Source organism: Streptomyces sp. LS-MS-L19, assembly GCF_058382285.1.
In genome coordinates this window covers 4557713-4582140 of sequence record NZ_JBYCLL010000001.1, presented here as the reverse complement: position 1 = coordinate 4582140, position 24428 = coordinate 4557713, and the positions used below count along the sequence as shown (strand labels likewise).

At 69.5% G+C, this 24428-nt stretch carries 24 protein-coding genes; 11 read left to right on the top strand and 13 right to left on the bottom strand.

The window, feature by feature from the left end:
• Positions 1-155: 155 nt before the first annotated feature.
• Positions 156-1010 carry a DUF5707 domain-containing protein gene (locus AC2XR2_RS20380; protein WP_381299662.1) on the top strand — a complete coding sequence of 285 codons (855 nt, stop codon included), beginning with the start codon at positions 156-158 and terminating at the stop codon, positions 1008-1010.
• Between the two features lie 154 nt (positions 1011-1164).
• Complete coding sequence (locus AC2XR2_RS20375; protein WP_491515927.1) at positions 1165-1965, top strand: hypothetical protein; 801 nt, start codon at positions 1165-1167, stop codon at positions 1963-1965.
• A gap of 94 nt (positions 1966-2059) precedes the next feature.
• Here the strand turns inward: AC2XR2_RS20375 and AC2XR2_RS20370 are convergent, their stop codons facing one another.
• Together AC2XR2_RS20370 and AC2XR2_RS20365 are read right to left on the bottom strand one after the other, a co-directional pair.
• Entirely contained in the window at positions 2060-4447 is a 2388-nt protein-coding gene (locus AC2XR2_RS20370) for a cation-translocating P-type ATPase (RefSeq protein WP_491515926.1), read from the bottom strand.
• A gap of 112 nt (positions 4448-4559) precedes the next feature.
• Entirely contained in the window at positions 4560-4823 is a 264-nt protein-coding gene (locus AC2XR2_RS20365; RefSeq protein ID WP_330266120.1) for a DUF2530 domain-containing protein, read from the bottom strand.
• Positions 4824-4940: 117 nt separating this feature from the next.
• Between AC2XR2_RS20365 and AC2XR2_RS20360 the strand changes: the two genes are divergently transcribed.
• The gene (locus tag AC2XR2_RS20360; protein WP_491515925.1) at positions 4941-6335 is read left to right on the top strand and encodes an NCS2 family permease; all 1395 of its coding nucleotides are present in this window, start codon (positions 4941-4943) and stop codon (positions 6333-6335) included.
• Between the two features lie 22 nt (positions 6336-6357).
• Here the strand turns inward: AC2XR2_RS20360 and AC2XR2_RS20355 are convergent, their stop codons facing one another.
• On the bottom strand, positions 6358-6546 hold the full coding sequence (locus tag AC2XR2_RS20355; RefSeq protein ID WP_356464371.1) for a ribbon-helix-helix protein, CopG family: 189 nt from the start codon (positions 6544-6546) through the stop codon (positions 6358-6360).
• A gap of 145 nt (positions 6547-6691) precedes the next feature.
• Between AC2XR2_RS20355 and AC2XR2_RS20350 the strand changes: the two genes are divergently transcribed.
• Complete coding sequence (locus AC2XR2_RS20350; RefSeq protein WP_330266122.1) at positions 6692-7129, top strand: MarR family winged helix-turn-helix transcriptional regulator; 438 nt, start codon at positions 6692-6694, stop codon at positions 7127-7129.
• Positions 7130-7153: 24 nt separating this feature from the next.
• Positions 7154-8512: an MFS transporter gene (locus tag AC2XR2_RS20345; protein WP_381299657.1), complete on the top strand. Its 1359-nt coding sequence runs from the start codon at positions 7154-7156 to the stop codon at positions 8510-8512.
• A gap of 36 nt (positions 8513-8548) precedes the next feature.
• Here the strand turns inward: AC2XR2_RS20345 and AC2XR2_RS20340 are convergent, their stop codons facing one another.
• Complete coding sequence (locus AC2XR2_RS20340; RefSeq protein WP_491515924.1) at positions 8549-9079, bottom strand: GNAT family N-acetyltransferase; 531 nt, start codon at positions 9077-9079, stop codon at positions 8549-8551.
• A gap of 26 nt (positions 9080-9105) precedes the next feature.
• On the opposite strand from AC2XR2_RS20340, the gene thpR reads away from it, so the two are divergent.
• Positions 9106-9678 (top strand): RNA 2',3'-cyclic phosphodiesterase, encoded by a 573-nt coding sequence (gene thpR, locus AC2XR2_RS20335; protein WP_491515923.1) that lies wholly within the window; start codon positions 9106-9108, stop codon positions 9676-9678.
• 202 nt (positions 9679-9880) lie between these two features.
• Here the strand turns inward: thpR and AC2XR2_RS20330 are convergent, their stop codons facing one another.
• Genes AC2XR2_RS20330 through AC2XR2_RS20320 form a run of 3 tightly spaced genes read right to left on the bottom strand, consistent with a single transcriptional unit; the run spans position 9881 to position 11913 of the window.
• Positions 9881-10873, bottom strand: coding sequence for an aldo/keto reductase (locus AC2XR2_RS20330; RefSeq protein ID WP_381299654.1), 993 nt, complete (start codon positions 10871-10873; stop codon positions 9881-9883).
• 30 nt (positions 10874-10903) lie between these two features.
• Positions 10904-11107 (bottom strand): DUF397 domain-containing protein, encoded by a 204-nt coding sequence (locus AC2XR2_RS20325; RefSeq protein ID WP_491515922.1) that lies wholly within the window; start codon positions 11105-11107, stop codon positions 10904-10906.
• The gene (locus AC2XR2_RS20320) at positions 11104-11913 is read right to left on the bottom strand and encodes a helix-turn-helix domain-containing protein (RefSeq protein WP_449353557.1); all 810 of its coding nucleotides are present in this window, start codon (positions 11911-11913) and stop codon (positions 11104-11106) included. Before AC2XR2_RS20320 ends, AC2XR2_RS20325 begins: the two co-directional genes overlap by 4 nt.
• An 83-nt stretch (positions 11914-11996) precedes the next feature.
• Here AC2XR2_RS20320 and AC2XR2_RS20315 point away from each other — a divergent pair, with 83 nt between their 5' ends.
• Positions 11997-12401 carry a hypothetical protein gene (locus tag AC2XR2_RS20315; protein ID WP_491515921.1) on the top strand — a complete coding sequence of 135 codons (405 nt, stop codon included), beginning with the start codon at positions 11997-11999 and terminating at the stop codon, positions 12399-12401.
• 111 nt (positions 12402-12512) lie between these two features.
• Here the strand turns inward: AC2XR2_RS20315 and AC2XR2_RS20310 are convergent, their stop codons facing one another.
• From AC2XR2_RS20310 to AC2XR2_RS20290, 5 genes are all read right to left on the bottom strand, one after another.
• Positions 12513-13145: a maltokinase N-terminal cap-like domain-containing protein gene (locus tag AC2XR2_RS20310; RefSeq protein ID WP_491515920.1), complete on the bottom strand. Its 633-nt coding sequence runs from the start codon at positions 13143-13145 to the stop codon at positions 12513-12515.
• A 17-nt stretch (positions 13146-13162) separates the two neighbouring features.
• Entirely contained in the window at positions 13163-13756 is a 594-nt protein-coding gene (locus AC2XR2_RS20305) for a Uma2 family endonuclease (protein WP_381299650.1), read from the bottom strand.
• Positions 13757-13850: 94 nt separating this feature from the next.
• The gene (locus AC2XR2_RS20300; RefSeq protein WP_491515919.1) at positions 13851-14768 is read right to left on the bottom strand and encodes an NADP-dependent oxidoreductase; all 918 of its coding nucleotides are present in this window, start codon (positions 14766-14768) and stop codon (positions 13851-13853) included.
• 110 nt (positions 14769-14878) lie between these two features.
• Positions 14879-15556 (bottom strand): GDSL-type esterase/lipase family protein, encoded by a 678-nt coding sequence (locus AC2XR2_RS20295; RefSeq protein ID WP_381299647.1) that lies wholly within the window; start codon positions 15554-15556, stop codon positions 14879-14881.
• A gap of 1424 nt (positions 15557-16980) precedes the next feature.
• Positions 16981-17886 carry a TetR/AcrR family transcriptional regulator gene (locus AC2XR2_RS20290; RefSeq protein WP_491515918.1) on the bottom strand — a complete coding sequence of 302 codons (906 nt, stop codon included), beginning with the start codon at positions 17884-17886 and terminating at the stop codon, positions 16981-16983.
• Between the two features lie 93 nt (positions 17887-17979).
• On the opposite strand from AC2XR2_RS20290, the gene AC2XR2_RS20285 reads away from it, so the two are divergent.
• The 4 genes from AC2XR2_RS20285 to AC2XR2_RS20270 all read left to right on the top strand — a co-directional run bounded on the left by AC2XR2_RS20285 (position 17980) and on the right by AC2XR2_RS20270 (position 23195).
• On the top strand, positions 17980-18945 hold the full coding sequence (locus AC2XR2_RS20285) for an ATP-binding cassette domain-containing protein (protein ID WP_491515917.1): 966 nt from the start codon (positions 17980-17982) through the stop codon (positions 18943-18945).
• Positions 18942-19751 carry an ABC transporter permease gene (locus AC2XR2_RS20280; RefSeq protein WP_449353564.1) on the top strand — a complete coding sequence of 270 codons (810 nt, stop codon included), beginning with the start codon at positions 18942-18944 and terminating at the stop codon, positions 19749-19751. The genes AC2XR2_RS20285 and AC2XR2_RS20280 overlap by 4 nt, the downstream gene beginning before the upstream one ends.
• Before the next feature lie 113 nt (positions 19752-19864).
• On the top strand, positions 19865-21385 hold the full coding sequence (locus tag AC2XR2_RS20275; RefSeq protein ID WP_491515916.1) for a cellulase family glycosylhydrolase: 1521 nt from the start codon (positions 19865-19867) through the stop codon (positions 21383-21385).
• Between the two features lie 193 nt (positions 21386-21578).
• Positions 21579-23195, top strand: coding sequence for an alpha/beta hydrolase (locus AC2XR2_RS20270; RefSeq protein ID WP_491515915.1), 1617 nt, complete (start codon positions 21579-21581; stop codon positions 23193-23195).
• Positions 23196-23268: 73 nt separating this feature from the next.
• Here the strand turns inward: AC2XR2_RS20270 and serC are convergent, their stop codons facing one another.
• Positions 23269-24387 carry a phosphoserine transaminase gene (serC, locus tag AC2XR2_RS20265; protein ID WP_356461913.1) on the bottom strand — a complete coding sequence of 373 codons (1119 nt, stop codon included), beginning with the start codon at positions 24385-24387 and terminating at the stop codon, positions 23269-23271.
• Between the last annotated feature and the right edge of the window lie 41 nt (positions 24388-24428).

Sequence of the window (24428 nt, the reverse complement as noted above, 5' to 3'; positions counted from 1 at the left end):
AGCGTGATTCCGGTCAACGCCCGGACACGCTCGGCGTGCTCTCCGCCAGAGGCAAAGGCTCACACAAAACTCTTACCAGTCGTGCAACCTTTCGCCCCACTCGTTTATCTGACCCGGTGAGTCACTCAGACTCACCGACCTCACGTGGGGAACACATGCGTATTCGTGCCACCGTGGCCGCCGTCACCGGCGCCCTGGCCCTCTCCGCCCTCGCCGTGCCGGCCGTGCAGGCCGCCGACGGAGGCATCGACAAGACCACCGCCGCCGAGCGCTTCGGCGTCTCCCGGTCGGCGATGAGCACCGCCGCCGCCGCGGACGAGCTGCCGGTCGTCTCCAAGGTGACGATCAACGGTGGCAAGGACATCGTCCTCGGCACCACCGCCGCCAAGAAGTTCACCGTCTCCCTGACGGCCAGCCACTCCGCCGGCATCCAGGACGCCTACATCGACCTGTGGCACGGCAAGGACGTCGACAACATCGACGGCTACCTCCCGCCCAACGAGGAGGTCGCCACCTGCACCGCGGTCAACGCCACGACCTCGACCTGCAAGCTCACCATCACGGCCGTCCCGGGCAGTGACCTGTACATGAACTCGCTGGCCGGCACCTGGCACGTCACGGCGGCCGTGCTCGCCAACGACGAGGTCGGCTCCGTCTACTGGAACGACTACTACGGCACGCACCGGGTCCAGCGCCTCTCCAAGCTGACCGCCAACGCCGCCCCGGAGCCGGTGAAGAAGGGCAAGACCATCACCGTCACCGGCAAGCTGACGCGTGCCAACTGGGAGACCAGGAAGTACGCCGGGTACTCGACCCAGCCGGTGAAGCTGCAGTTCCGCAAGAAGAACTCCAACACCTACACCACGGTGAAGACCGTCAAGACCAACTCCAAGGGCGACCTGAAGACCACGGTCAAGGCCACGGTCGACGGCTACTTCCGCTGGAGCTACGCGGGCACCTCCACCACCCCGGCCGTCAACGCCGCGGGTGACTTCGTCGACGTGAAGTAAGTCGGCACAGGCCGGCACAGGTCGGCCGGAGGTAAAGCGTTGCGCATGTGCGAACAAAATCACGCTTCACACGTACAACCAGCCCCATGAGTCAGTGATCTCACCCATGAGTCATCAGACTCCGAGATCACTTCTCTCCTCATGGGGAACGCACATGCGCATACGCGCCCTCGTCCTCGCCGCCTCCGGCGCCGTGGCACTCTCCGCCCTCGCCGTGCCGGCCGCGCAGGCCGCACCGGCCGGGCCCGCCGTCACCTTCTCCCAGCTGAAGGTCAACAGCGGCAAGAACATCGTGGTCGGCCCCACGGCTCAGGTCACCGTCTCCGCGACGTACACCGTGACCAAGCCCGCGAACCTGGACCCGAACTCCTTCCAGACCGGGCCCGTCCTCTACCGCGGCGCCACTCTCGGCGAGAACTCCGACGACCTGCTCGCCGGTGACGGTCCTGGCACCTGCACGGTGTCCTCCCAGACCGTCCTCAAGTGCTCGGCGAAGATCCAGTTCCGTCCCAAGTCCTCGGACGCGAGCATCGACCTGTTCAGCAGCGAGGCGGGCACCTGGAAGCTGGGCGCCCTCGCGGTCAACGCCAGTGACGGGATCACCTGGCAGGGCGGCCTCGGCAGCACCCACCTCCAGCGCAAGGCCACCCTCACCACCGACGCCTCCCCGGAGCCGGTGAAGAAGGGCAAGACGATCACCGTCACGGGCAAGCTGTCCCGCGCCAACTGGGACACCAACAAGAACGCGGGCTACTCCACCCAGCCGGTGAAGCTCCAGTTCAAGAAGAAGGGCGCGACCACCTGGAGCACCGTGAAGACCATCAAGTCCTCCACCACGGGCGCCCTGAAGACCACGGTCAAGGCCACGGCGGACGGCTACTTCCGCTACACCTTCGCCGGCACGACGACGACCTCCCCGGTCAACTCGGCGGCGGACTACATCGACGTCCGGTGAAACCGCGCCCCATAGGGGCGCGGGGAACTGCGCGACAAGCCACGACGGCGCGGCGGACAACACACAACGCACCCGTCCCGGCTGAAGCCCAGCGCTAAGCGGAACCGCGGCGGTCGACCACTCTCCACAGCACCTCCAGGACGGCCGCCGCGACCACCGAGATGCCCACCGCGATCCACGGCATCGTCACCCCGACCAGCTTCAGCGCGAAGAAGTGCTGGAGCCACGGCACGGCCAGGACCAGCACGAAGCCGAGGCCCATCGCCGCGACCAGCGCGATGCGCCACCACGTGTACGGGCGCGCGATGATCGCGAGGACCCACATCGAGATCAGGAACAGCGTCAGGGTGGCCGCGCTGGTCTCCGCGTCCAACGCGCCCGTGCCGGTGTAGTGGTGACGGGCGATCAGATACGTCGTGAAGGTCGCGATCGCCGCCACCACCCCGCCCGGGATCGAGTACCGCATCACCCGCCGCACGAAGTGCGGTTGCGCGCGCTCCTTGTTGGGCGCGAGGGCCAGGAAGAAGGCCGGGACGCCGATCGTCAGCGTGGACAGCAGGGTCAAGTGCCTGGGCAGGAAGGGGTACTCGACCTGCCAGCACACCACGAGGACGGCCAGCAGCACCGAGTAGACGGTCTTGACGAGGAACAGCGTCGCGACCCGGGTGATGTTGCCGATCACCCGCCGGCCCTCCGCCACCACCGACGGCAGCGTCGCGAAGCTGTTGTCCAGCAGCACGATCTGCGCGACCGCCCGCGTGGCCTCGGACCCGGAGCCCATGGACACCCCGATGTCGGCGTCCTTGAGGGCGAGCACGTCGTTGACCCCGTCGCCGGTCATCGCGACGGTGTGCCCGTGGGACTGGAGCGCCCCCACCATGTCCCGCTTCTGCTGCGGGGTGACCCGCCCGAACACCGTGCCCTCGTCGAGCGCGTCCGCCATCCCGTCCGGGTCGGCCGGCAGCCGCCGCGCGTCCACCGTGCTGCCGTCCAGGCCCAGCTTGGCCGCCACCGCCCCGACCGACACCGCGTTGTCCCCCGAGATGACCTTGGCGCGGACGTCCTGCTCGGCGAAGTACCGCAAGGTGTCGGCCGCGTCGGGCCGCAACCGCTGCTCCAGTACGACGAGCGCGGTGGGCCGTGCTCCCCGGGCGACCTCGGGATCGTCGAGGTCCCGGGCGGCCCGCGCCAGCAACAGCACCCTGAGCCCCTGCTCGTTGAGGCGCTCGGTCTCCCGCAGGGCCGGGTCGTCCGCGGCCAGCAGCACGTCCGGCGCGCCCAGCAGCCACGAACTGGACTCGCCGTCGCCCTCGCTGAAGGTGGCCCCGCTGTACTTGCGGGCGGAGGAGAAGGGCAGGGACTCGGTGCACCGCCACTCCTCGACGTCCGGGTAGACGTCGATGATCGCCTGGAGCGAGGCGTTGGGCCGCGGGTCCGACTCGCCCAGGGCGCCCAGCACTTTCCGTACGTACGACGCGTCGGCGCCCTGGAGCGGCCGGACCTCGGTGACGTCCATGCCGCCCTCGGTGAGGGTGCCGGTCTTGTCGAGGCAGACCGTGTCGACGCGGGCGAGGCCCTCGATGGCCGGGAGTTCCTGCACCAGGACCTGTTTCCGGCCAAGCCGGATCACGCCGATCGCGAAGGCGACCGAGGTCAGCAGCACCAGGCCCTCGGGGACCATCGGCACGATCCCGCCGACCGTGCGGGCGATGGAGTCCTTGAGGTCGTTGTCCTTCACGAACAGCTGGCTGACGACCAGGCCGATCGCGGTCGGAACCATCATCCACGTCACGTACTTGAGGATCGTGGAGATGCCCGAGCGCAGCTCGGAGTGGACCAGCGTGAACCGCGAGGCCTCCTCGGCGAGCTGGGCGGCGTACGCCTCGCGGCCCACCTTGGTGGCCTGGAAGGCGCCGCCGCCGGCGACCACGAAGCTCCCGGACATCACCTGGTCGCCGGGCCGCTTGACCACCGGGTCGGCCTCACCGGTCAGCAGGGACTCGTCGATCTCCAGCCCGTCGGCCTCCACGACCGTCCCGTCGACCACGGCCTTGTCGCCGGGCCCGATCTCGATGAGGTCGTCCAGGACGATGTCCGAGGTGCTGACCTCGGTCGCGGTCCCGTCCCGCCGTACCGTCGGCCGTGCCTCCCCGATCACCGCGAGCGAGTCGAGGGTCTTCTTGGCCCGCCACTCCTGGATGATGCCGATCCCGGTGTTGGCGAGGATGACGTACCCGAACAGGCTGTCCTGGAAGGGCGCCACGAACATCATGACCAGCCAGAGCACACCGATGATCGCGTTGAACCGGGTGAAGACGTTCGCCCGGACGATCTCCGCCAGGGACCGGCTGCTGCGCACCGGCACGTCGTTGACCTGCCCCCGCGCCACCCGCTCGGCCACCTCGGCCGCGGTCAGCCCGGTGACCGACGGGGACAGGGCCGTCCTGGGGGCGAGTTCGGCGCCCGCGTCGATGTGCGTCATGCATTCGACGGTACGTGCGGTTTTGCGGCTTCACCCGGCGAGTGCCCGGAAGTTCCGACCTGGGGAGGAGACCGGGCCGGGCCGATGATGCCCTGGTACTAGGGGACGCTCGTCACTCGGCAGCAGGGTCGGCGGCGGCCGCCCGCTTGATCGCGGCGTCCCTCCTGCGCACGAAGTAGATCCCGTAGAGCCCGAGCCCGCCCCCGGCCAGGCAGGTCCACAGCCACCAGGTGTGGCCGTGGTCGGCGAACCAGCCGTAGAAGGGGAGCTGCACGAGGAAGAGGACGAACCACAGGATCGTGCCGCCGGTGATGGTGGCGACCACCGGGCCCTCCAGGGGCTCCGGTGCCTCGTGCGTGGGTGTCCATTTGGCCATGGGGACAGCTTACGAGGCGATCACATCTACGCGCGGAGATGGTCCCACCGGCCTCATACGTTCATACTGAAACGGTTTGCGTCCGACCTTGTCTCATTCCACTCGTAGGAACATCCAATGCCGACCGCCCTCGACCGCTACTTCAAGATCTCCGAGCGGGGCAGCACCCTGCCCCGGGAGATCCGGGGCGGGTTCGCCACGTTCTTCGCGATGGCCTACATCATCGTGCTCAACCCGATCATCCTCGGCAGCGCCAAGGACATGTACGGCCACCAGCTGGACAACGGCCAGCTGGTCACCGCGACCGCCGTGACCGCCGCCTTCACCACGCTCCTCATGGGCGTGGTCGGCAACGTCCCGATCGCGCTGGCCGCCGGCCTCGGTGTGAACTCGGTCGTCGCGCTCCAGCTCGCGCCCCGGATGTCCTGGCCGGACGCGATGGGCATGGTGGTGCTCGCGGGCTTCATCGTGATGCTGCTGGTCGCCACCGGTCTGCGGGAGCGCGTGATGAACGCGGTGCCCTTCGGCCTGCGCAAGGCGATCTCCATCGGTATCGGCCTGTTCATCATGCTGATCGGCCTGGTGGACTCCGGTTTCGTCTCCCGCATCCCGGACGCAGCCCAGACCACCGTCCCGCTCCAGCTCGGTGCCGACGGTCACCTCAACGGCTGGCCGGTGCTCGTCTTCATCCTGGGCGCCCTGCTCACCCTGGCCCTGATCGTCCGCAAGGTCTCCGGCGCGATCCTCATCTCGATCGTCACCATGACGGTCCTCGCGGTGATCATCGAGGCCGTCGCCAACGTACCGAGCTGGGGCCTCACCACCCCGAAGTGGCCCGGCAACCCGGTCGCCACCCCCGACTTCGGCCTGCTCGGCAAGGTCAGCCTCTTCGGCGGCTTCTCCCACGTGGGCGTGCTGACCGGCGTCCTCTTCGTCTTCACGGTCCTGCTGTCGTGCTTCTTCGACGCGATGGGCACGATCATGGGCGTCTCCGACGAGGCCAAGCTCACCGACGCCCAGGGTCAGATGCCCGGCATCAACAAGGTCCTGTTCGTGGACGGCCTCGCGGTGGCGGCGGGCGGTGCCAGCTCCTCCTCGGCCACCACGGCCTTCGTGGAGTCCACCGCCGGCGTCGGCGAGGGCGCCCGCACCGGCTTCGCGAACGTGGTCACCGGCGGCCTCTTCGCCGTGGCCCTCTTCCTGACCCCGGTCGCCACGATGGTCCCGTCCCAGGCGGCGACCCCCGCGCTGCTCGCGGTGGGCTTCATGATCCTGGCCAACTCCGTCCGGGACATCGACTGGGCCGACTGGACCATCGCCGTCCCGGCGTTCGTGACGATGGTGATGATGCCGTTCACCTACTCGATCACCAACGGCATCGGCATGGGCTTCATCACCTTCGTGGTGCTGCGGCTGGCGGCGGGACGGGCCAAGGAGGTCCCGGTCGCGATGTACGTCGTCTCCGTCGTCTTCGCCTTCTACTACCTGATGCCGGCGCTGGGCCTGACGTGACCGGGTCTCACATGCCCCGCCCTCACGTCACCCCGTAGAACTTCTCCGTCTCGTCGACGGCGGTCTGGAACCGCTCGTCGAAGTCGTCTCGAATGAGCGTCCGGATCACATAGTCCTGGACGCTCATTCCCCTTTTGGCCGCATGGTCCCGGAGCCGTTCGAGCAGCTCCCCGTCTATCCGCAGGCTGAGCACGCTGGTCCCCATGGACACGAGGGTCGCCGCCGACGGGGAGCGGCGTTCACTTTCCGCTGTCGACTCACTCGTATGGGTGAAGATCGGGTTTCCGTGGCCGGAGTCACGGGAATCCTCGCGCACGCCAGCTTGTTTAGCGAGAGTAATGAGTTACGCTAAAGAGATGCCGGACCTCACCCATGGCGACGACGCTGCCGCCGTGAACGCCCTTCGCTCCGCCGTGATGCGACTGTCCCGTCGGCTCAAGCACCAGCGTGTCGACGAGTCGCTGAGCCCCACCGAGATGTCGGTGCTGGGCACCCTCTCGATCTGCGGCAAGGCCACCCCGGGCGAACTCGCCCGCAAGGAGCACGTCCAGCCGCCGTCGATGACCCGCATCGTGGCCCTCCTCGAGGCCAAGGGACTCGTCCGGCTGGAGCCGCACCCCGAGGACCGGCGCCAGAAGGTCGTCACCAAGACCGAGCAGGCCGAGGCCATGCTCGCGGAGTCCCGCGCCAAGCGGAACGCCTTCCTGGCCACCCTGGTCGACGGCCTCGACGAGGACGAGTGGGCGAAACTGCGCGAAGCCGCCCCCGTGCTGGAGAAGCTCGCACATCTGTAAGCCGCAAAGAGGAGGCGAACACTTTTGAGTTCGGGACCCGGAGCAGACTCCGCACCCGCACCGACCACCCTCGACACCCCGCCCGCCCCCAGAACCCGCAAGTCCTCGATGTTCAGCTCCCTGAAGGTCAGGAACTACCGCCTGTTCTTCCTCGGCCAGGTCGTCTCCAACATCGGCACCTGGATGCAGCGCATCGCCCAGGACTGGCTGGTGCTCAGCCTCACCGGCTCCGCCACCGCCGTCGGCGTGACGACAGCACTCCAGTTCCTGCCGATGCTGCTCTTCGGCCTCTACGGCGGTGTCCTCGTCGACCGGCTGCCCAAGCGCCGCGCGCTGCTGTTCACGCAGTCCGCGATGGGCGCCACCGGCATCGCGCTGGCCGTCCTCACCCTGACCGGTCACGTCGAGGTCTGGCACGTCTACCTCGCCGCGTTCGCCGTGGGCCTCGCGACCGTCGTCGACAACCCGGCCCGGCAGACCTTCGTCTCCGAGATGGTCGGCCCCGACCAGCTCCAGAACGCGGTCAGCATGAACTCCGCGAACTTCCAGTCGGCCCGCCTGGTCGGCCCCGCGGTCGCGGGCGTCATGATCACCGGCGTCGGCACCGGCTGGGCGTTCCTCGCCAACGGGCTGTCCTTCGTGGCCCCGCTCATCGGCCTGATGATGATGCGGACACGTGAGCTGCACGTCGTGGAGCGCGCCCCGCGCGGCAAGGGACAGCTGAGGGAGGGGCTGCACTACGTGGCCGGACGCCCCGAGCTGATCTGGACCATCGTCCTGGTCGGGTTCGTCTCCACCTTCGGCTTCAACTTCCCCGTCTACCTCTCCGCCTTCGCCGACGACGTCTTCCACGCGGGCGCCGGCTCCTACAGCCTCTTCAACATCCTGATGGCCGTCGGCTCCCTCGCCGGCGCCCTGCTCGCGGCCCGGCGCGGCACGGCGAAGATGCGGGTGCTGGTGGTGGGCGCGGTGGCCTTCGGCACGCTGGAGATCGTGGCCGCGATCGCCCCCTCGCTGTGGCTGTTCGCGCTGCTCATGGCCCCGATCGGGATGTTCGGCATGACGGTCAACGTCACCGGCAACACCTCCGTCCAGATGGGCACGGACCCGGCCATGCGGGGCCGCGTGATGTCCCTGTACATGATGGTGTTCATGGGCGGCTCGCCCATCGGCGCACCGATCGCCGGCTGGATCACCGACGCGTACGGCGTCCGGGCCGGCCTCGCGGTGGGCGGCGCGATCGCCGCGGCGGCCGCGGTGACGGTCGGCCTGGTCCTGGCCAGGGTCGGCAACCTGCGGCTCTCGGTGGGCTGGAACCGCGGCCACCCGCAGGTGCGGTTCGTCCCGCGTGAGGCGCAGGAACAGCTGGCCGCGGCGGCCTGAGCCGTACGACGGCTTGTGACGCCGGGGGCCCGAGCCCTACGGCAGGACGCGCATGGCCAGTACCTGGCCCGGCCAGTCGCCGTTCGCCCCGGCGGAGTACGTCTCCGTCGGGGTGAAGCCGTTGGCCTCGTAGTACGCGACCAGCGCGCGGTCGTCGCCCGCGTAGCAGTCCACCCGCAGCAGGGCGACACCCGCGCGCCGGGTGTGCTCGGCGGCGTGCGCGAGCAGGGCGCTGCCGACGCCGTGGCCCTTGAAGCGGCGGTCGGAGGCGAGCCAGTGGATGTACCGCTCGGGCTCGCCGGGCGGCGGGAGATGCGCGAGGTAGGCGCCCGGCGCGTCGGTGAGGGTGAGGGTCGCGGCCGGTACCCCGTCGGCCTCGGCGACGAAGGCGCTGCCCTCGTCGATGTACCGGGCGACGGATTCCACCGTCCTCGGGCTCTCCGACAGCGGCTTCGTCCCCCACTGGCGGGGGCGCCCCTGCCCGACCAGCCACTCCACACAGCTGTCGAGCATGCAGAGGATCACGGGTATGTCGTCGGGTCCGCCGTCCCTGATGGTGATCTCCATGCCCTCATGGTGACAGGCTGACCCCCATGAGACTCTTCGCCGCGGTGCTGCCCCCGCAGGATGTCGCCGAGGAACTCGCGCTGCGGGTGGCCGAGTTGAGGCGGCTTCCGGGATCCGACGGGTTGCGCTGGACCGGGGTCCCGGGCTGGCACTTCACGCTGGCGTTCTACGGTGAGGTCGACGACGACGTCGTACCGGAACTGTCGGAGCGGCTGGAGCGGGCGGCCCGGCGAACGCCCGCCTTCCCGCTGGCCGTGCGCGGGGGTGGGCAGTTCGGGCACGGGCGGGCGCTGTGGGCCGGGGCCTCCGGCGAGCTGCCGGTGTTGCGGTTGCTCGCCGATCGGGCGGAGGCGGCGGGGCGGAAGGCCGGGGTGGAGATGGGGGAGCACCGGCGCTACAAGGCGCATCTGACGGTGGCGCGGAGTCGGGAGGCGGTGGATGTACGGCCGTATCTGGAGGTGCTCGACGGGTTCACCAGTCGTACCTGGACGGTGGACGAGCTGGCGCTGGTCCGCAGCAACCTGCCGACGTCGGGGGTACCGGGGGAGCAGCCTCGCTACGAGGTGGTCGGGCGCTGGGCGCTCGGCGGGGCCGGTTAGGCTCGATGCGTGGACCCGAAGACGCGGAACCGGATCATGGCCGGTGTGCTGGTGATGATGTTCGTCGTTGTTGCTCTTGCTGCGGCCCTTGGTAGGTAAGGGGAACTGCGGCCAGTTCTCGGCTGCCGCGCCGTCGTGGCTGGTCGCGCCCACGGGGCGGAGCCCCAAATCGACTCCGCCCCGCGCCCCTGCGGGGGCGCTCCTACCAGGCGAAGGCCTCCGGGGACGGGCCCGGGCCCGGGAAGATCTCGTCCAGGCCGGCCAGGAGCTCCTCGGACAGCTCCAGGTCCACCGCCCTGATCGCCGACTCCAGCTGCTCCGCCGTGCGCGGGCCGACGATGGGGCCCGTGATGCCGGGGCGGGTCAGCAGCCAGGCCAGGGCCGCCTCGCCGGGCTCCAGGCCGTGCTTCTCCAGAAGGTCCTCGTAGGACTGGATCTGGGCACGCTTGGCCGGGTCCTTCAGGGTGTCGGCGGCGCGGCCCGAGGCGCGGCGACCGCCCTCGACCTCCTTCTTGATGACCCCGCCGAGCAGACCGCCGTGCAGCGGGGACCAGGGGATCACGCCGAGGCCGTACTCCTGGGAGGCCGGGATGACCTCCATCTCGGCGCGCCGCTCGGCCAGGTTGTAGAGGCACTGCTCGCTGACCAGGCCGATGGTGCCGCCCCGGCGGGCGGCGATCTCGTTGGCCTGGGCGATCTTGTAGCCGGGGAAGTTGGACGACCCGACGTACAGGATCTTGCCCTGCTGGACCAGGGTGTCGATCGCCTGCCAGATCTCCTCGAAGGGGGTGGCGCGGTCGACGTGGTGGAACTGGTAGATGTCGATGTAGTCGGTCTGGAGGCGCTTGAGCGAGGCGTCGACCGCGCGCCGGATGTTGAGCGCGGAGAGCTTGTCGTGGTTGGGCCAGGCCTCGCCGTCCGCGGCCATGTTGCCGTAGACCTTGGTGGCGAGGACGGTCCGGTCGCGGTTGGCGGCGCTCTTCGCGAACCAGCTGCCGATGATCTCCTCGGTACGGCCCTTGTTCTCGCCCCAGCCGTACACGTTGGCGGTGTCGAAGTAGTTGATGCCCGCGTCGAGGGCCGAGTCCATGATCGCGTGGGAGTCGGACTCGTCGGTCTGCGGGCCGAAGTTCATGGTGCCGAGGACGAGTCGGCTGACCTTGAGTCCGGTGCGTCCGAGCTGCGTGTACTTCATGAACCCCTAGCCAACGACGTGGAGTGCGCTCTAGGCAAGGGGGGCAGCGGCGGCGTTGACCGGGGCGACGTCGGACCGCAGGAAGGCGGACCACGCGGTGGGGGTGACGGTGAGGGTGGGGGTGGGGGTCTTGGAGTCGCGGACGTGGACGGTGGCGGGGGTGTGGGCGACTTCGAGGCACTCGCCCTCACCGTCGCTGTAGCTGCTCTTGAACCACTGGAGTTCCGTGCTCATAGCTCCCGTGCCACCTTCTTGATCAGCCTCGCGGACTCCTCGGGTGCGAGAGCCTGCGCCCGCAGAATGCCATATTTGCCGAACAGGTCTCCCACGTCGGGTTGTTCGCTCACGAAGTAGCCTCCCCTGTGACCTTCCACGTAGGCGAGTTGCTGTCGGTCGGCGGTCTCCAGAAGGCTCATGCGGCCGGCGAGCCCGGCGTGGTCCTCTCGGTCGTGCGGCATGACCTGGACCTCGACATGGCGGAGTTCGCCGATCGCCAGGATGTGGTGCAGCTGCTCCTTGAGCGTGGCGCTACCACCCAACGGCCGCGTGAGCAGACTTTCTTCGAGCACATAGCTGATGGTCGGGGCGGGCCTGCGGGTGAAGAGCTGCTGGCGCTCCAGCCTGGCGGACACGCGCCGCTCGATCTCCTCGTCGTCCAGCGTCGGGCAGCGGTTGGACGTGAACACGGCCCGTGCGTACGCCTCGGTCTGAAGCGAACCCGGGATCAGGTTGGTCTGGTACACGTGCAATACGGCGGCCTTCGCTTCCTCCGCCAGGTAGTCCTCGGTCCACGGCCGAAGCCCGCCCTTGCCCAACTCCTTCTCGGCCAATACCAGTAGTGCACCCTGTGCACCGACCACCTCGTCGGCGATCTCGACGAACTGTCCCCTCGGCGACCGCTCCCCCCGCTCCACCATCGCCACCTGGGACTTGGAGTAGCCGACGTGCTTGCCCAGGCCCTCCTGTGTCAGCCCGGCCCGCTCGCGGAAGAAACGGAGCAGTACGCCGAAGGACTCCGATCCACGGTCACCGAAGTGCACAACCGCCTCCCCAAGTGCACAGCTCTGCACGGAACTTCCGCAGCCCTGGTCACAGTATGTGAGCACCCGCCACGCTCTGCTGCATGAACGAGAGAATCGACGCCCCCTGGCTCCCGACATGGGTCCCCGCCACCGGCCACGCCCTGCGGCACGCCGGCGTGCACTTCGACGCCGTACGGATCCGCGGTGTGCACGGCGAACGGGTCGCCTCCGAGCTGATGGTGTGCACGGACTTCGACGCGGGCCCGATCGTCCAGGAGGCCACGGGGGAGCGGAACACGTACTTTCTGCTGCCGCCGGGCACCGCGGCGGACTTCCGCTGGCCGCCGGGGGTGCGGGCCCTGACCCGCGGTGACCGCAGCCTCGCCTATGTCGGGGTGCCCGCGCTGACCGGCGTGACCTGGCCGCTGGGGTGGCGGTCGGTGCCGTCGCGCGGAGTGCCGTACGTCATGGGCGAGTTGCTGTGGGAGGTCACCGTCCGCGTGTGAGTGCCTGGTGTCCGTTTCGTCAGGGGCGATTGTGGATGACCTCCGGGAGCGACTCCGGACGACCGCGCGCGGCCGTCCGGAACGGGGGCCGCTCTGTGGCGTCCGCCCGTCTCAGGGAGTGCGCAGGCTCGCGAAAACGGAGCGCACGCGGGTGCCGTCCGGGGCGTTCCAGGGCGCGGAGACCTGGCCGGACGCCCCCTCGGGTGCAGCGGCCGACAGGATCCGGTGGACGCGGAGGACGGTGCCGTCCGGGAGGGTGAGGTCGGTGCCGCCGTCCCGGTCCTCGGTGATCTCGGCGGGGCCGGTGGGGAGGGCGGGACCGGCGTAGGAGTGGGCCACCTCGTGGTCGGGGGTGTCGCTGATGCTCTGGGCCATGGCCTGGGCTCGGCCCTCGAACAGGGCGAGGAGTTCGGTGCGCAGGACGGTGTCGTGGAGGCCGTCGTAGGCCCAGCGGGGGCCCAGGACACCGTGTTCCATGGTGCCGACGAGGGCGTGGTCCGCGCCGGGGAGCGGGGCGGCGCGGTAGGTGAGGGGGACGTGGTAGGCGACGGGCTCGGGGCTTGAGGTGTCGAGCGCCACCATGAACTCGATCCCGACCTCGCCCTCCGGGTCGTCGAGCCGGAACCCGCCGGCCTTGGTCAACTCCGGTGCGCCGGAAGCGGCGTACCAGGGGCGGGTCGGCAGCCAGGTGGTGAGCAGTTCCAGCTTGGTGGGCTTCAGGGTGGTGTTGTGGATGATCGCCATGCGGCGGATTCTGTCAGTCAGTCGCGGGGGAACTCATCGGTTTTGAGGACGAGATCGACGACCGTGCCGGTCAGCTCGAGGTCGGTGCCGAAATCCACCCGCGTGGGCTCGGCGTAGTCGCCATCCTTGGGGTCGGTGTAGATGTGGCAGCGCCCCTGGTAGGGGTCGGCGACGACGTACAGAGGGACCTCGGCCTCCGCGTAGGCAGTCATCTTCGGGCCGTAGTCATTGGCGGCCGTCCCCTTCGAGATGACCTCCGCGACGAACTCGACGTCCTGATACCGCCAGTGACCCTTGTCGTCCTTCTTCGCCGAATCCTTGAGCAGAGCGATGTCCGGGCAGAAGCCGTTCTCGAAACCCGGAAAGTCGATGCGAACGTCGGAGAACACCTTTACGTCCATGCCGAACCTGTCCTCCAGCGCCCGGACGATCCGACGGATGATCTCCCAGTGCGTGTCCCGCTGCGGCGTCATGAAAACGTTGCCCCCGACGATCTCGACCCTGTAACCCTCGGGGACGGGCATACGCTCAAGCAGCTCGAACCACTCGTCCAGGCGCTCGGTGTTGGCGTCGGCGTCGGCCATCTCGATCCTGTCTTCAAGGACGGTCATCGTGGCGCTCCTCCCCGGCTGCCCCATGGACGAGTGCAGCCGCGCAGTACAACGATACGCACGGTGACCGGATCACGGAGGGACGACGCCCGGGTCATGGCCGGAGCACGATCTTGCCGTGGGTGTGACCGAGTTCGAGTTCGCGGTACGCGTCCCGTACCCGTTCCAGCGGGTAGGTCCGGGCGATCGGCACCTCCAGCTCACCCCGTGCGGCCAGCCGGGCGAGTTCACCGACGACGACCGCACAGGCCGCCGACCCCTCGCCGTAGGTGCGCGCACCGACCTCCGCCGCGGTACGCCAGTCACGGATCGTGTTGATGCGGGAGGGCTGGACACCCAGTTCCACGGCCAGCCGCACATACCCTTCGCCGTACGTGTCGACGAACGCGTCCACGCGTCCGCCCGCCGCCTCGCGGATCCGCTCAGCCACCCCCTCCCCGTACCCGACGGGCACCACACCCCGCTCCTTCAGCCAGCCGTGGTTCCGCTCGCTCGCCAGCCCGATCACCGTGGCCCCGCGCCGCCGCGCGAGCTGCACGGCCAGCGACCCCACCCCGCCCGCGGCGCCGGACACCACGACCGTGTCACCGGGCACGGGGTCCACGGCGAACACGCTCGCCCAGGCGGTCGTACCGGCCACGTACAGGGACCCGGCCACCTCCCAGGACAGTCCCGGCGGCCGGGAGAACAGGTTCACGTCGTCGGCCACGACGAACTGGGCGTGGCTGGCCCGCTGGTGGGTGAAGCCCAGCACCTCGTCACCCACCGCGAACCCCCGCGTGTGCGGGCCCGTCTCCACCACGACCCCGGCAAGGTCGCTGCCCTGCCCGGAGGGGAAGGTCGCCGGCCAGCGGTCGTGCCGCTCACCCTCGCGGATCATCACCTCCCCGGGCTGGATCCCGGCCGCACGCACCTCGACCAGCACCTGCCCGGCACCGGGCGAGGGCCGCGCCACCTCCTCGACCCGCAGCACCTCGACCCCGCCGTACTCGTGGAACCGGACCGCCTTCATCGAACGCCCACCACGCTTCCCACCGGAGACAGACAGCCGCCTTCAACGGCCTATGCGGGAAGCGGTATTCCCCTGGGCCGGGTCGTCCGGCTGAACGTCGACGCGCTTGCTCAGGCGGACTCGTAGGGATCGCCCAGGTCCCACGCCTGGTACATCGCCTCCGCGAAGGCCGCCGCGACCTTGTGCTCGCCGCTCGCGTTCGGGTGCGTGCCGTCGTACGTGTCGAGGTTGATGTCGTACGACGGGGGAGGGGTGGCCGGGAGCAAGGGGGAGCGGGGCTCGTCCAGGTCCGCGATCGTCTTCGCCAGCAGCTCGTTGAAGCGGGTGACCTCTCCGGCGAACAAGGCGTCCGTCTCCGCCCGGACGTTGGGGATCACCGGCAGGACGACCATGCGGATACGGGGGTTCGCCGAGCGCGCCTCGGCCACGAAGGCCCGCACGTTCTCCGCCGTCTGCTCCGCGTTCGTGTAGAACCCCAGGTCGATCAAACCCAGCGACACCAGCAGCACATCCGCCCGGTGCCCGCGCACCGCCTCGCCGATCAACGGCACCATGTGCTGCCAGCCCTCACCCCAGCCGGCCAGGTGGGCCCGCGGAAAGTCGGGATCGGCGTACTCGTACGACGTCGGCGCGTCCACCGCCTTGTCGTACAGCGTCTCGCGGGGGCCCACGAGCGTGAAGGGGCCGCCGTACGTGTCACGCAGGTGCTGCCACATCCGGTACCGCCAGGTGTGCTCGCCCGCGCTGCCGATGGTCATGGAATCGCCGACGGGCATGAATCGCAGCATGCGCCCATCATCGGTGATTCTTACCGACTAGTAACAGATCTTGGCCCGGCCGGTGCTGTGAAAGATCCCACGTCCCCGCTGCGCTGGGCTTTGGCCGGGGGCCTAGGGGGGTGCCGGGTTCGGTTGTGGGGCGGGTGCGGGTCCGTCGTGGCTTGTCGCGCAGTTCCCCGCGCCCCTGAGGAGTTGCAGTTGGCCTGCGCCACGACGGGACCGTCAGCTGCCCGCGTCCGCCCCCACGCACCGTTCGCCGCGTACGGCGTGAAGGGGACGGGGTGGGGGGTGTCCGCCCGCAGCGGCCGGCGTCCGGAACCGGGTGCTGCTCGATGGACCGAGCCGCCGGACCGAGGACGGATACCCCCCACCCCGGCACCGACCCAACCACCGAACGAAACGCGCTACACCCACCCCCACCGGACAGCAAGAGGCCGCCGCAGGCCTCCAGGGGCGCGGGACTGTGTCGATATGCGGCTCCGCCGCGTGGGCGCAAAACGCCCGCCCCCACCCACCCCGCACCCAACCACGACCCCGACCCGCCACCCCCCACCCGCCCCAGCCCGGCGCAGCGGAGTGGCAGGCTTGGCCCCATGCGTCGACCCTTCACCCCCCTAGCCGCGATCCTGCTCGTAGGCGCCTTCAGCCTCCCCGCCTCAGCCGACGACGGGAACGGAAAGGGGAACCAGGGCTTCACCATCACCGACCCCCGGATCACCGAGTCCAGCGGCCTCGCCGCCTCCCACCTGCACCCCGGCATCTACTGGACCCACAACGACCAGGACACCGGCGCCTACCTCTACGCCGTCGACAGCGCCACCGGCAAGACGGTCGCGAGGATCACCATGACCGGCGTCGGCACCCCGAGGGACGTCGAGGCCATCTCCGTCGGGCCCGACAACCAGATCTGGGTCGGCGACATCGGCGACAACGACGGCGTCACCTGGCCCTACGTCTGGATCTACAAGCTCCCCGAGCCGAAGGACCTCAAGGACCAGACCGTCAAGGCCACGCAGTACGTCGTGAAGTACTCCGACGGCTCGCGCGACGCCGAGTCGATGGTCGTCCACCCGAAGACCGGACGCGTCTACATCATCGACAAGCAGGAGGACGGCGGCCACCTGTACGCCGGCCCGGCGAAGCTCTCCCCCTCCGGCACGAACCTCTTCAGGCCGGTGCAGCCCGTCGACCTGTGGGCCACCGACGCCGCCTTCTCTCCGGATGGTCAACAGCTCGCCGTACGCGGGTACTTCGGCGGTATCTGGTACGACTGGAACGACGGCGACATCAAGAAGGAGGGGCGGCTGAGCGTGCCCCTCGGACAGGGCGAGTCCATCTCCTACTCCCCGGACGGGACCAGGCTCCTGCTCGGCATGGAGGGTGCCGACAGCGAGGTGGAGGCACAGGACGCGCCCGGTGACGGCGGGTCCGGGTCACCCTCGGGGAGCGGGAGTTCCTCGGCCTCCGGGAGCGACGGCGGCGGAGGGTCCGACGGAACCGGAACCGTCAAGATCGGCGCCCTCGCCCTGGTGGCCGTCGTCGGCTTCTTCGGACTCCGACGGCTGTTCCGCCGCCGCACCTGATTCCTCGCGCCTGCGCGCGACGAACACCTCAAGACCGTCCAGGATGCGCTGGAGCCCGAACCCGAAGTGGTCGAACTCCGGGCTCCAGGTGTCTTCGGCGAGAGAGGCGAGGACCGGGTAGCGGCCGCCGGCCATGACCTTCTCGAGGAAGGGGGCCTGCGCCGCGAAGAAGTCCGCGGTCGTCATCCCCGACGTCCGCTCCGCCTCCCGCTGGTAGACCTGCGTGCGCGCGGCCCCGACGACATACCCGTCGACCATGATGACCGCCGACACCAGCTCGGGGTCGGTCAGGCCCATCGGGCGGATCCGGCCCAGCATCTTCTCCATGCCGTCCAGCGCGCTCGGACCGAGCAGCGGGCGGGCCTGGTTGACGCCGAGCAGCCAGGGATGGCGGGTGTAGAGCGCGAGCGTGGCGCGGGCCATGGCCTCCAGGGCGGAGCGCCAGGAGCCGTCGCCGTGGTCGGCCGGGTTCTCGGAGGGCCGCTGGACGCGGTCGAGCATCAGGTCGAGCAGTTCGGCCTTGCCGGGGACGTACCGGTACAGGGACATCGCGCCGGTGCCGAGCTCGGTGGCGATCCGGCGCATCGAGACCGCGTCGAGCCCCTCCTCGTCCGCGATCCGGACGGCCGCTTCCACGATCCGGTCCAGTGTCAGCCCCGGCTTCGGGCCCCGGCTGGGCCGCGGGGTGCCGTCCCACAGCAGTTCGAGCGTGCGGACGATGTCCCCGCTGCCACTGGTGTCGCCGCTGCTCGTCATGGGGGCAGCTTAGTTCCGCCAAAATACTGAGTACACCGTACGCGCAATCGGGTACGCTGTACTCAGTTAACGGAATCGCGAGAAGGGGGACCCATGTCCGACGACGGATACGCCGTCCACGCCGAAGGCCTGGAGAAGCGCTACGGCGAGAAACACGCCCTCGACGGCTTCGACCTCGCCGTCCGCGAGGGCACCGTGCACGGCCTGCTCGGCCCCAACGGCGCGGGCAAGACCACGGCGGTCCGCATCCTGTCCACGCTGATCCGGCTGGACGGCGGCCGCGCCACCGTCGCCGGACTGGACGTGGTCCGGCACGCGCGCGAGGTGCGGTCGAGGATCGGCCTCACCGGCCAGTACGCCGCCGTCGACGAGGTCCTCACCGGCCGGCAGAACCTGGAGATGTTCGGCCGGCTGTTCCACCTCGGCGGAAAGCGGGCCAAGCAGCGGGCCGCCGAGCTCCTCGCGCAGTTCGACCTCACCGACGCCGCCGACAAGGGCGTCGGCAAGTACAGCGGCGGCATGCGGCGCCGGCTCGACCTCGCCGCCTCCATGATCCTCGCGCCCGCCGTGCTCTTCCTCGACGAGCCGACGACGGGACTCGACCCCCGTAGCCGGGGCGAAGTGTGGGAATCCGTGCGGGCGTTGGTGGCGAGCGGCACCACGGTCCTGCTGACCACCCAGTACCTGGAGGAGGCCGACAAGCTCGCCTCCCGCATCACCGTCATCGACCAGGGCCGGGCCATCGCCGACGACACCCCGGACGGACTCAAGGACCGGGTCGGCGGCGACCGTATCGAGGTCGTGGTCGCCGAGCGGACCGACATCCCGCGCGTGGTGAAGGTCGTGGCCCGGGTCTCCGACGGCGAACCAGAGGCGGAGGAAGGGGAGTTGCGGGTGCACGCCCCCGTCGTCGACCGGGTCTCCGCACTCACCGAGGTCGCCCGCGCCCTCCAGGACGAGGGCGTGCGGGTCGAGGACATCGGACTGCGCAGGCCGAGCCTCGACGACGTGTTCCTGCGCCTGACCGGACACCGCACGGAGAAGGAGACAGCGGCATGAGCACCATGGAGGCCACCCGCGGCCGCACCTACTGGATCCTCGCCGACGTCTGGAACATCGTCCGCCGCGGCCTCACCCACTACCAGCGCCAACCCGTCAACATCGCCTGGCAGTTGGGCTTCCCGATCCTCTCCGTCCTGCTCTACGGCTATGTATTCGGCAGCGCCATGCAGGTGCCCGGCGGCGGGGACTACAAGGACTTCCTGATGCCCGGCATGTTCGTGATGACGATGGCCTTCGGCTTCATCAACACCGCGACCCTGGTGGTGTACGACGCCACGAAGGGCGTGATCGACCGGTTCCGCTCGATGCCGATGGCCTCCTCCGCGGTGGTCGCGGGGCGCGGGGTGACCGATCTGCTCGTCGCCTGCGCCGAGTTGGCGATCATGATGCTGACCGCGGTGGCGATGGGCTGGCGTCCCGACGGCGGGCTGGGCTTCCTGGCCGCCTTCGGACTGCTGCTGTGGCTGCGGTTCGCGCTGATCTGGATCGGGGTGTGGCTGGGCCTGATGGTCCCCAACCCGGAGGCGGCTGGCGGGCTGTTCGCGGTCGCGTTCCCCCTCACGATGATCTCCAGCATCTTCGTCGCGCCGCAGCTGATGCCCGACTGGCTGGGCGCGGTGGCCGCGTGGAACCCGATCTCCTCCACGGCGGCGGCCACCCGCGACCTGTTCGGGACGCCGGTCGGCGGCGGGGACTCCTGGGTCGAGCAGCACGCGCTGCTGATGGCCGGGGTGTGGCCGGTGGTGCTCACGGCGATCTTCCTGCCGTTGGCGGTGCGGAGGTTCCAGAAGCTCAGTAGGTAGCGTCCTGCGTCTTGACGTGTTCATGTGACCTGACTTCCATGGGAGGAGCAGGATGGTGGGAGCGCTCCCATCGGGTTCCGGGCCTGCTCCCCCTTCGAGAGGAAGCAGCGAACATGTTCCGCAGCTTGCGAAGAGCGCTGTGCGCGGCGGCGCTTCTGTTACCGCTCCTGGTCGGAGCGCAGACGGCACACGCGGCCGAGACGAAGGCCGACGCCGGGGCCGGTTACTGGCACACCAGCGGCCGCCAGATCCTCGACGCGTCCGGGCAGCCGGTCCGGGTCGCCGGGATCAACTGGTTCGGCTTCGAGACCTCCAACCACGTCGTCCACGGCCTCTGGTCCCGCGACTACAAGTCCATGATCGACCAGATGAAGTCGCTGGGCTACAACACGATCCGGATCCCGTTCAGCGACGACATCTTCAAGGCGGGGACCGTCCCGAACAGCATCGACTTCTCCAGCGGCAAGAACGCCGACCTCCAGGGACTCAGCTCCCTCGGCGTACTGGACAGGATCGTGTCGTACGCCGGTCAGGACGGCCTCAAGGTCATCCTCGACCGGCACCGCCCGGACTCCGGCGGCCAGTCGGCGCTCTGGTACACGGCCGCGGTGCCGGAGTCGACGTGGATCGCCAACCTCAAGGCGCTGGCCACGCGTTACAAGGGCCAGGACACGGTCGTGGGCATCGATCTGCACAACGAGCCGCACGACCCGGCGTGTTGGGGCTGCGGGGACACCGCCACGGACTGGCGTCTGGCCGCCCAGCGGGCCGGGAACGCGGTGCTCGGGGTCAACCCGGACCTGCTGATCTTCGTCGAGGGCGTGCAGACCGTCAACGGTGTCTCGGGCTGGTGGGGCGGCAACCTGATGGGGGTCGCGCAGTACCCGGTGCAGCTGAGCGTGGCGAACCGGGTCGTGTACTCGGCCCACGACTACGCGACGAGCGTGGCCCAGCAGAGCTGGTTCAGCGATCCGTCGTTCCCCGCCAACATGCCGGGGATCTGGGACAAGTACTGGGGCTACCTCTTCAAGCAGAACATCGCGCCGGTGTGGGTGGGCGAGTTCGGGACCACCCTCCAGTCGACCGTGGACCAGAAGTGGCTGGCAGCGCTGGTGTCGTACCTGCGCCCGACCTCGACGTACGGCGCCGACTCCTTCCACTGGACCTTCTGGTCGTGGAACCCCAACTCCGGTGACACGGGCGGGATCCTGAAGGACGACTGGCAGACCGTGGACACGGTCAAGGACGGGTACCTGGCGAGCGTGAAGGCGCCGGGCTTCCCGGGCTCGGGCGGCGGCGACCCCGGCGGTCCGGGCGACCCGGGCGGCGGCACGGCGGCCTGCACCGCCACCTACTCGGTCAGCAGCGACTGGGGGAGCGGCTTCAACGCCGAGGTGAAGGTGACCAACTCCGGCTCGACGGCGCTGAGTTCCTGGAAGGTCACCTGGACCTGGCCGGGCGCCCAGAAGGTCGGCTCCATGTGGAACGCGTCGTACACCCAGACCGGCTCGACCGTGACCGCCACGAACGCCTCGCACAACGGGTCCCTCCCGGCGGGCGGTTCGGCGACCTTCGGCTTCGGGGGCACGCCGGGAGGCGGGGGCGCGCCGAGCGTGAGCTGCACGGCTGCGTGAACGGAGGGGCGCCCGGCCACCCTCGGGCGCTCTGCCTTCCTCGTACGGTGCTTGCCTGGATCCCCGACCGCCCATGCCGCAGGTATCAGGTACTTGCCGTAGCTGAACCCCAAGCGCCTCCGGACCAAAGGAGTTTCAAATCTTTCGTTCAGGTGTTTCTCATCCGAAGATTTCTTCGACATGATGCGGCTCCATGAGAAGAAGCGCAGTTGTGCTGTGCGGTGCGACCGTCGTTCTCGCGGGGGCCGTCACGGCCGTTCCCGCCGAGGCCGGTACGTCCCGCACCGTCTCGCCCGCCCAGGCCGCGGCGAAGGTCAGCTGGAAGAAGTGCGGTACCGACGACTACCCGACGCTCCAGTGCGGGTCGGTGAAGGTGCCGCTCGACTACGCCCACCCCAAGGGGCGCCAGATAACCCTGGCCCTGTCCCGGGTGCCGCACACCGCGAAGAAGTACCAGGGGCCGCTCCTGGTCAACCCGGGCGGGCCCGGCGGCAGCGGTCTCACCCTCGCCGGGTTCGTCGCCTCGAGCCTGCCCAAGGCGGTCGCGGCCCAGTACGACGTCATCGGCTTCGACCCGCGCGGCGTCGGCCGGAGCAAGCCCGCCCTCGACTGCGTGCCTGGCTACTTCAACCCGGTGCGCCCCCCGAGCGTCCCGAGCACGCCCGCGATCGAGAAGGCCAACCTGGAGCGCGCCAAGTCCTTCGCCGCCGCGTGCGGGCGCAAGTACGCCGACGTGCTGCCGTACATCAACACGATCAACGCCGTGAAGGATATGGACTCGATCCGCAAGTCCCTCGGCGCACGGAGGATCAACTACTTCGGCTACTCGTACGGCACCTACCTGGGCCAGGTCTACGCGAAGCTCTTCCCGGGCAACGTGCGCCGCCTGGTGCTGGACTCGATCGTCGACCCCGACGGCGTCTGGTACGACGCCAACATCTCGCAGGACTACGCCTTCGACGCCCGCCAGAAGGCCCTGATGGCGTGGATCGCGAAGTACAACTCCACGTACGAGCTCGGCACGAACCCGGCCAGGATCGAGGCCAAGTGGTACGCCATGCAGGCCCAGTTGGCGAAGACGCCGGCCGGCGGCAAGGTGGGCGCAGCCGAGCTGGAGGACACCTTCATCCCGGGCGGCTACTACAACGGCTACTGGCCCGACCTGGCCAAGGCGTTCGCCGCGTACGTGAACGACAAGAACGCCGCCCCGCTGGTCGAGGCGTACGAGAACCTCGCCGCGATCGACGCCTCCGGTGACAACGGCTACAGCATCTACACCGCCGTGCAGTGCCGTGACGCCTCCTGGCCGCGCGACTGGAAGCAGTGGCAGAAGGACAACTGGGCCGTGTACAAGAAGGCTCCCTTCATGGCCTGGAGCAACGCCTGGTACAACGCGCCGTGCGCGTTCTGGCCCACGAAGACCCTGAAGCCGGTGAACGTCGCCAACTCCAAGCTCCCGCCGGTGCTCCTGTTCCAGGCGACGAACGACGCGGCCACCCCGTACCAGGGCGGCGTCACCGTCCACCGTCTGCTCAAGCACTCCAGCCTGGTCGTCGAGCAGGGCGGCGGCAACCACGGCATCACCCTGAGCGGCAACGCCTGCCTCGACAAGTACCTCGCCAAGTACCTGACCGACGGTACGGTCCCGCGCGGCCACGGCACGGCCGACGCGGTCTGCAAGAAGCTCCCCGACCCGAAGCCGGCGGCGGCCCAGCCGGCCACGGCGTCGGCCCTGACCGGCGCCTCCACGCCGGCCACGGCGACCCAGGGCGGCGACGAGCTGCACCAGCTGCTCGGTTTCCGCGGCTGACCGCGAGCCGACAGACGACGAGGGGCGCCCGGCGAACACCGGGCGCCCCTCGTCGTCGTAACGCCTGGAACGGCTACAGCTTCTCGATGACGTAGTCGATGCACTTCGTCAGGGCCTCGACGTCCGCCGGGTCGATGGCCGGGAACATCGCGACGCGCAGCTGGTTGCGGCCGAGCTTGCGGTAGGGCTCGGTGTCGACGATGCCGTTGGCCCGCAGGACCTTGGCGATGGCGGCGGCGTCGATGTCGTCGGAGAAGTCGATCGTGCCGATGACCTGGGAGCGCTTGGCCGGGTCGGTGACGAACGGGGTCGCGTGCTTGGACTCCTCCGCCCAGCTGTACAGGCGGGTCGAGGAGTCCTTCGTGCGGGCCGTCGACCAGGCGAGGCCGCCCTGGCCGTTGATCCACTCCAGCTGCTGGTTCAGCAGGAAGAGGGTCGCGAGGGCCGGGGTGTTGTACGTCTGGTTCTTGCGGGAGTTGTCGATCGCCGTGGGCAGCGAGAAGAACTCCGGGACGTGGCGGCCGGACGCGTGGATCCGCTCGGCGCGCTCGATCGCCGCCGGGGAGAACACGCCGATCCACAGGCCGCCGTCGGAGGCGAAGGACTTCTGCGGGGCGAAGTAGTAGACGTCCGTCTCCGACACGTCCACCGGGAGGCCGCCGGCGCCGCTCGTCGCGTCGACCAGGACCAGGGCGCCGGAGTCCGCGCCCGCGACCCGCCGGATCGGGGCGGCGACACCCGTCGACGTCTCGTTGTGGGTGAAGGCGTACACGTCGACGCCCGCCTCGGCCCGCGGCTCGGGGTGCGTGCCGGGGTCGGAGGCGATGACGGTGGGCTCGGCCAGCCAGGGCGCGAGCTTGGACGCCTTCGCGAACTTCGACGAGAACTCGCCGAAGTTCAGGTGCTGCGACTTGTTCTCGATCAGGCCGTGCGTCGCCACGTCCCAGAACGCGGTGGAACCGCCGTTGCCGAGGACGACCTCGTAGCCCTCGGGCAGCGAGAACAGCTCGGAGATGCCCTCACGCACCTGGCCGACCAGGTTCTTCACCGGGGCCTGGCGGTGGGAGGTCCCGAGCAGGGACGTACCGGTCGCGGCGAGGGCGTCGAGCGCCTCGACCCGCACCTTGGAGGGGCCCGCGCCGAAACGTCCGTCGGCGGGCTTGATGTCAGCGGGAATCTGGATCTCAGCCACGGACCGAGGTTAGCCGCTGCGGGAAACCTGGTGGAAACCTC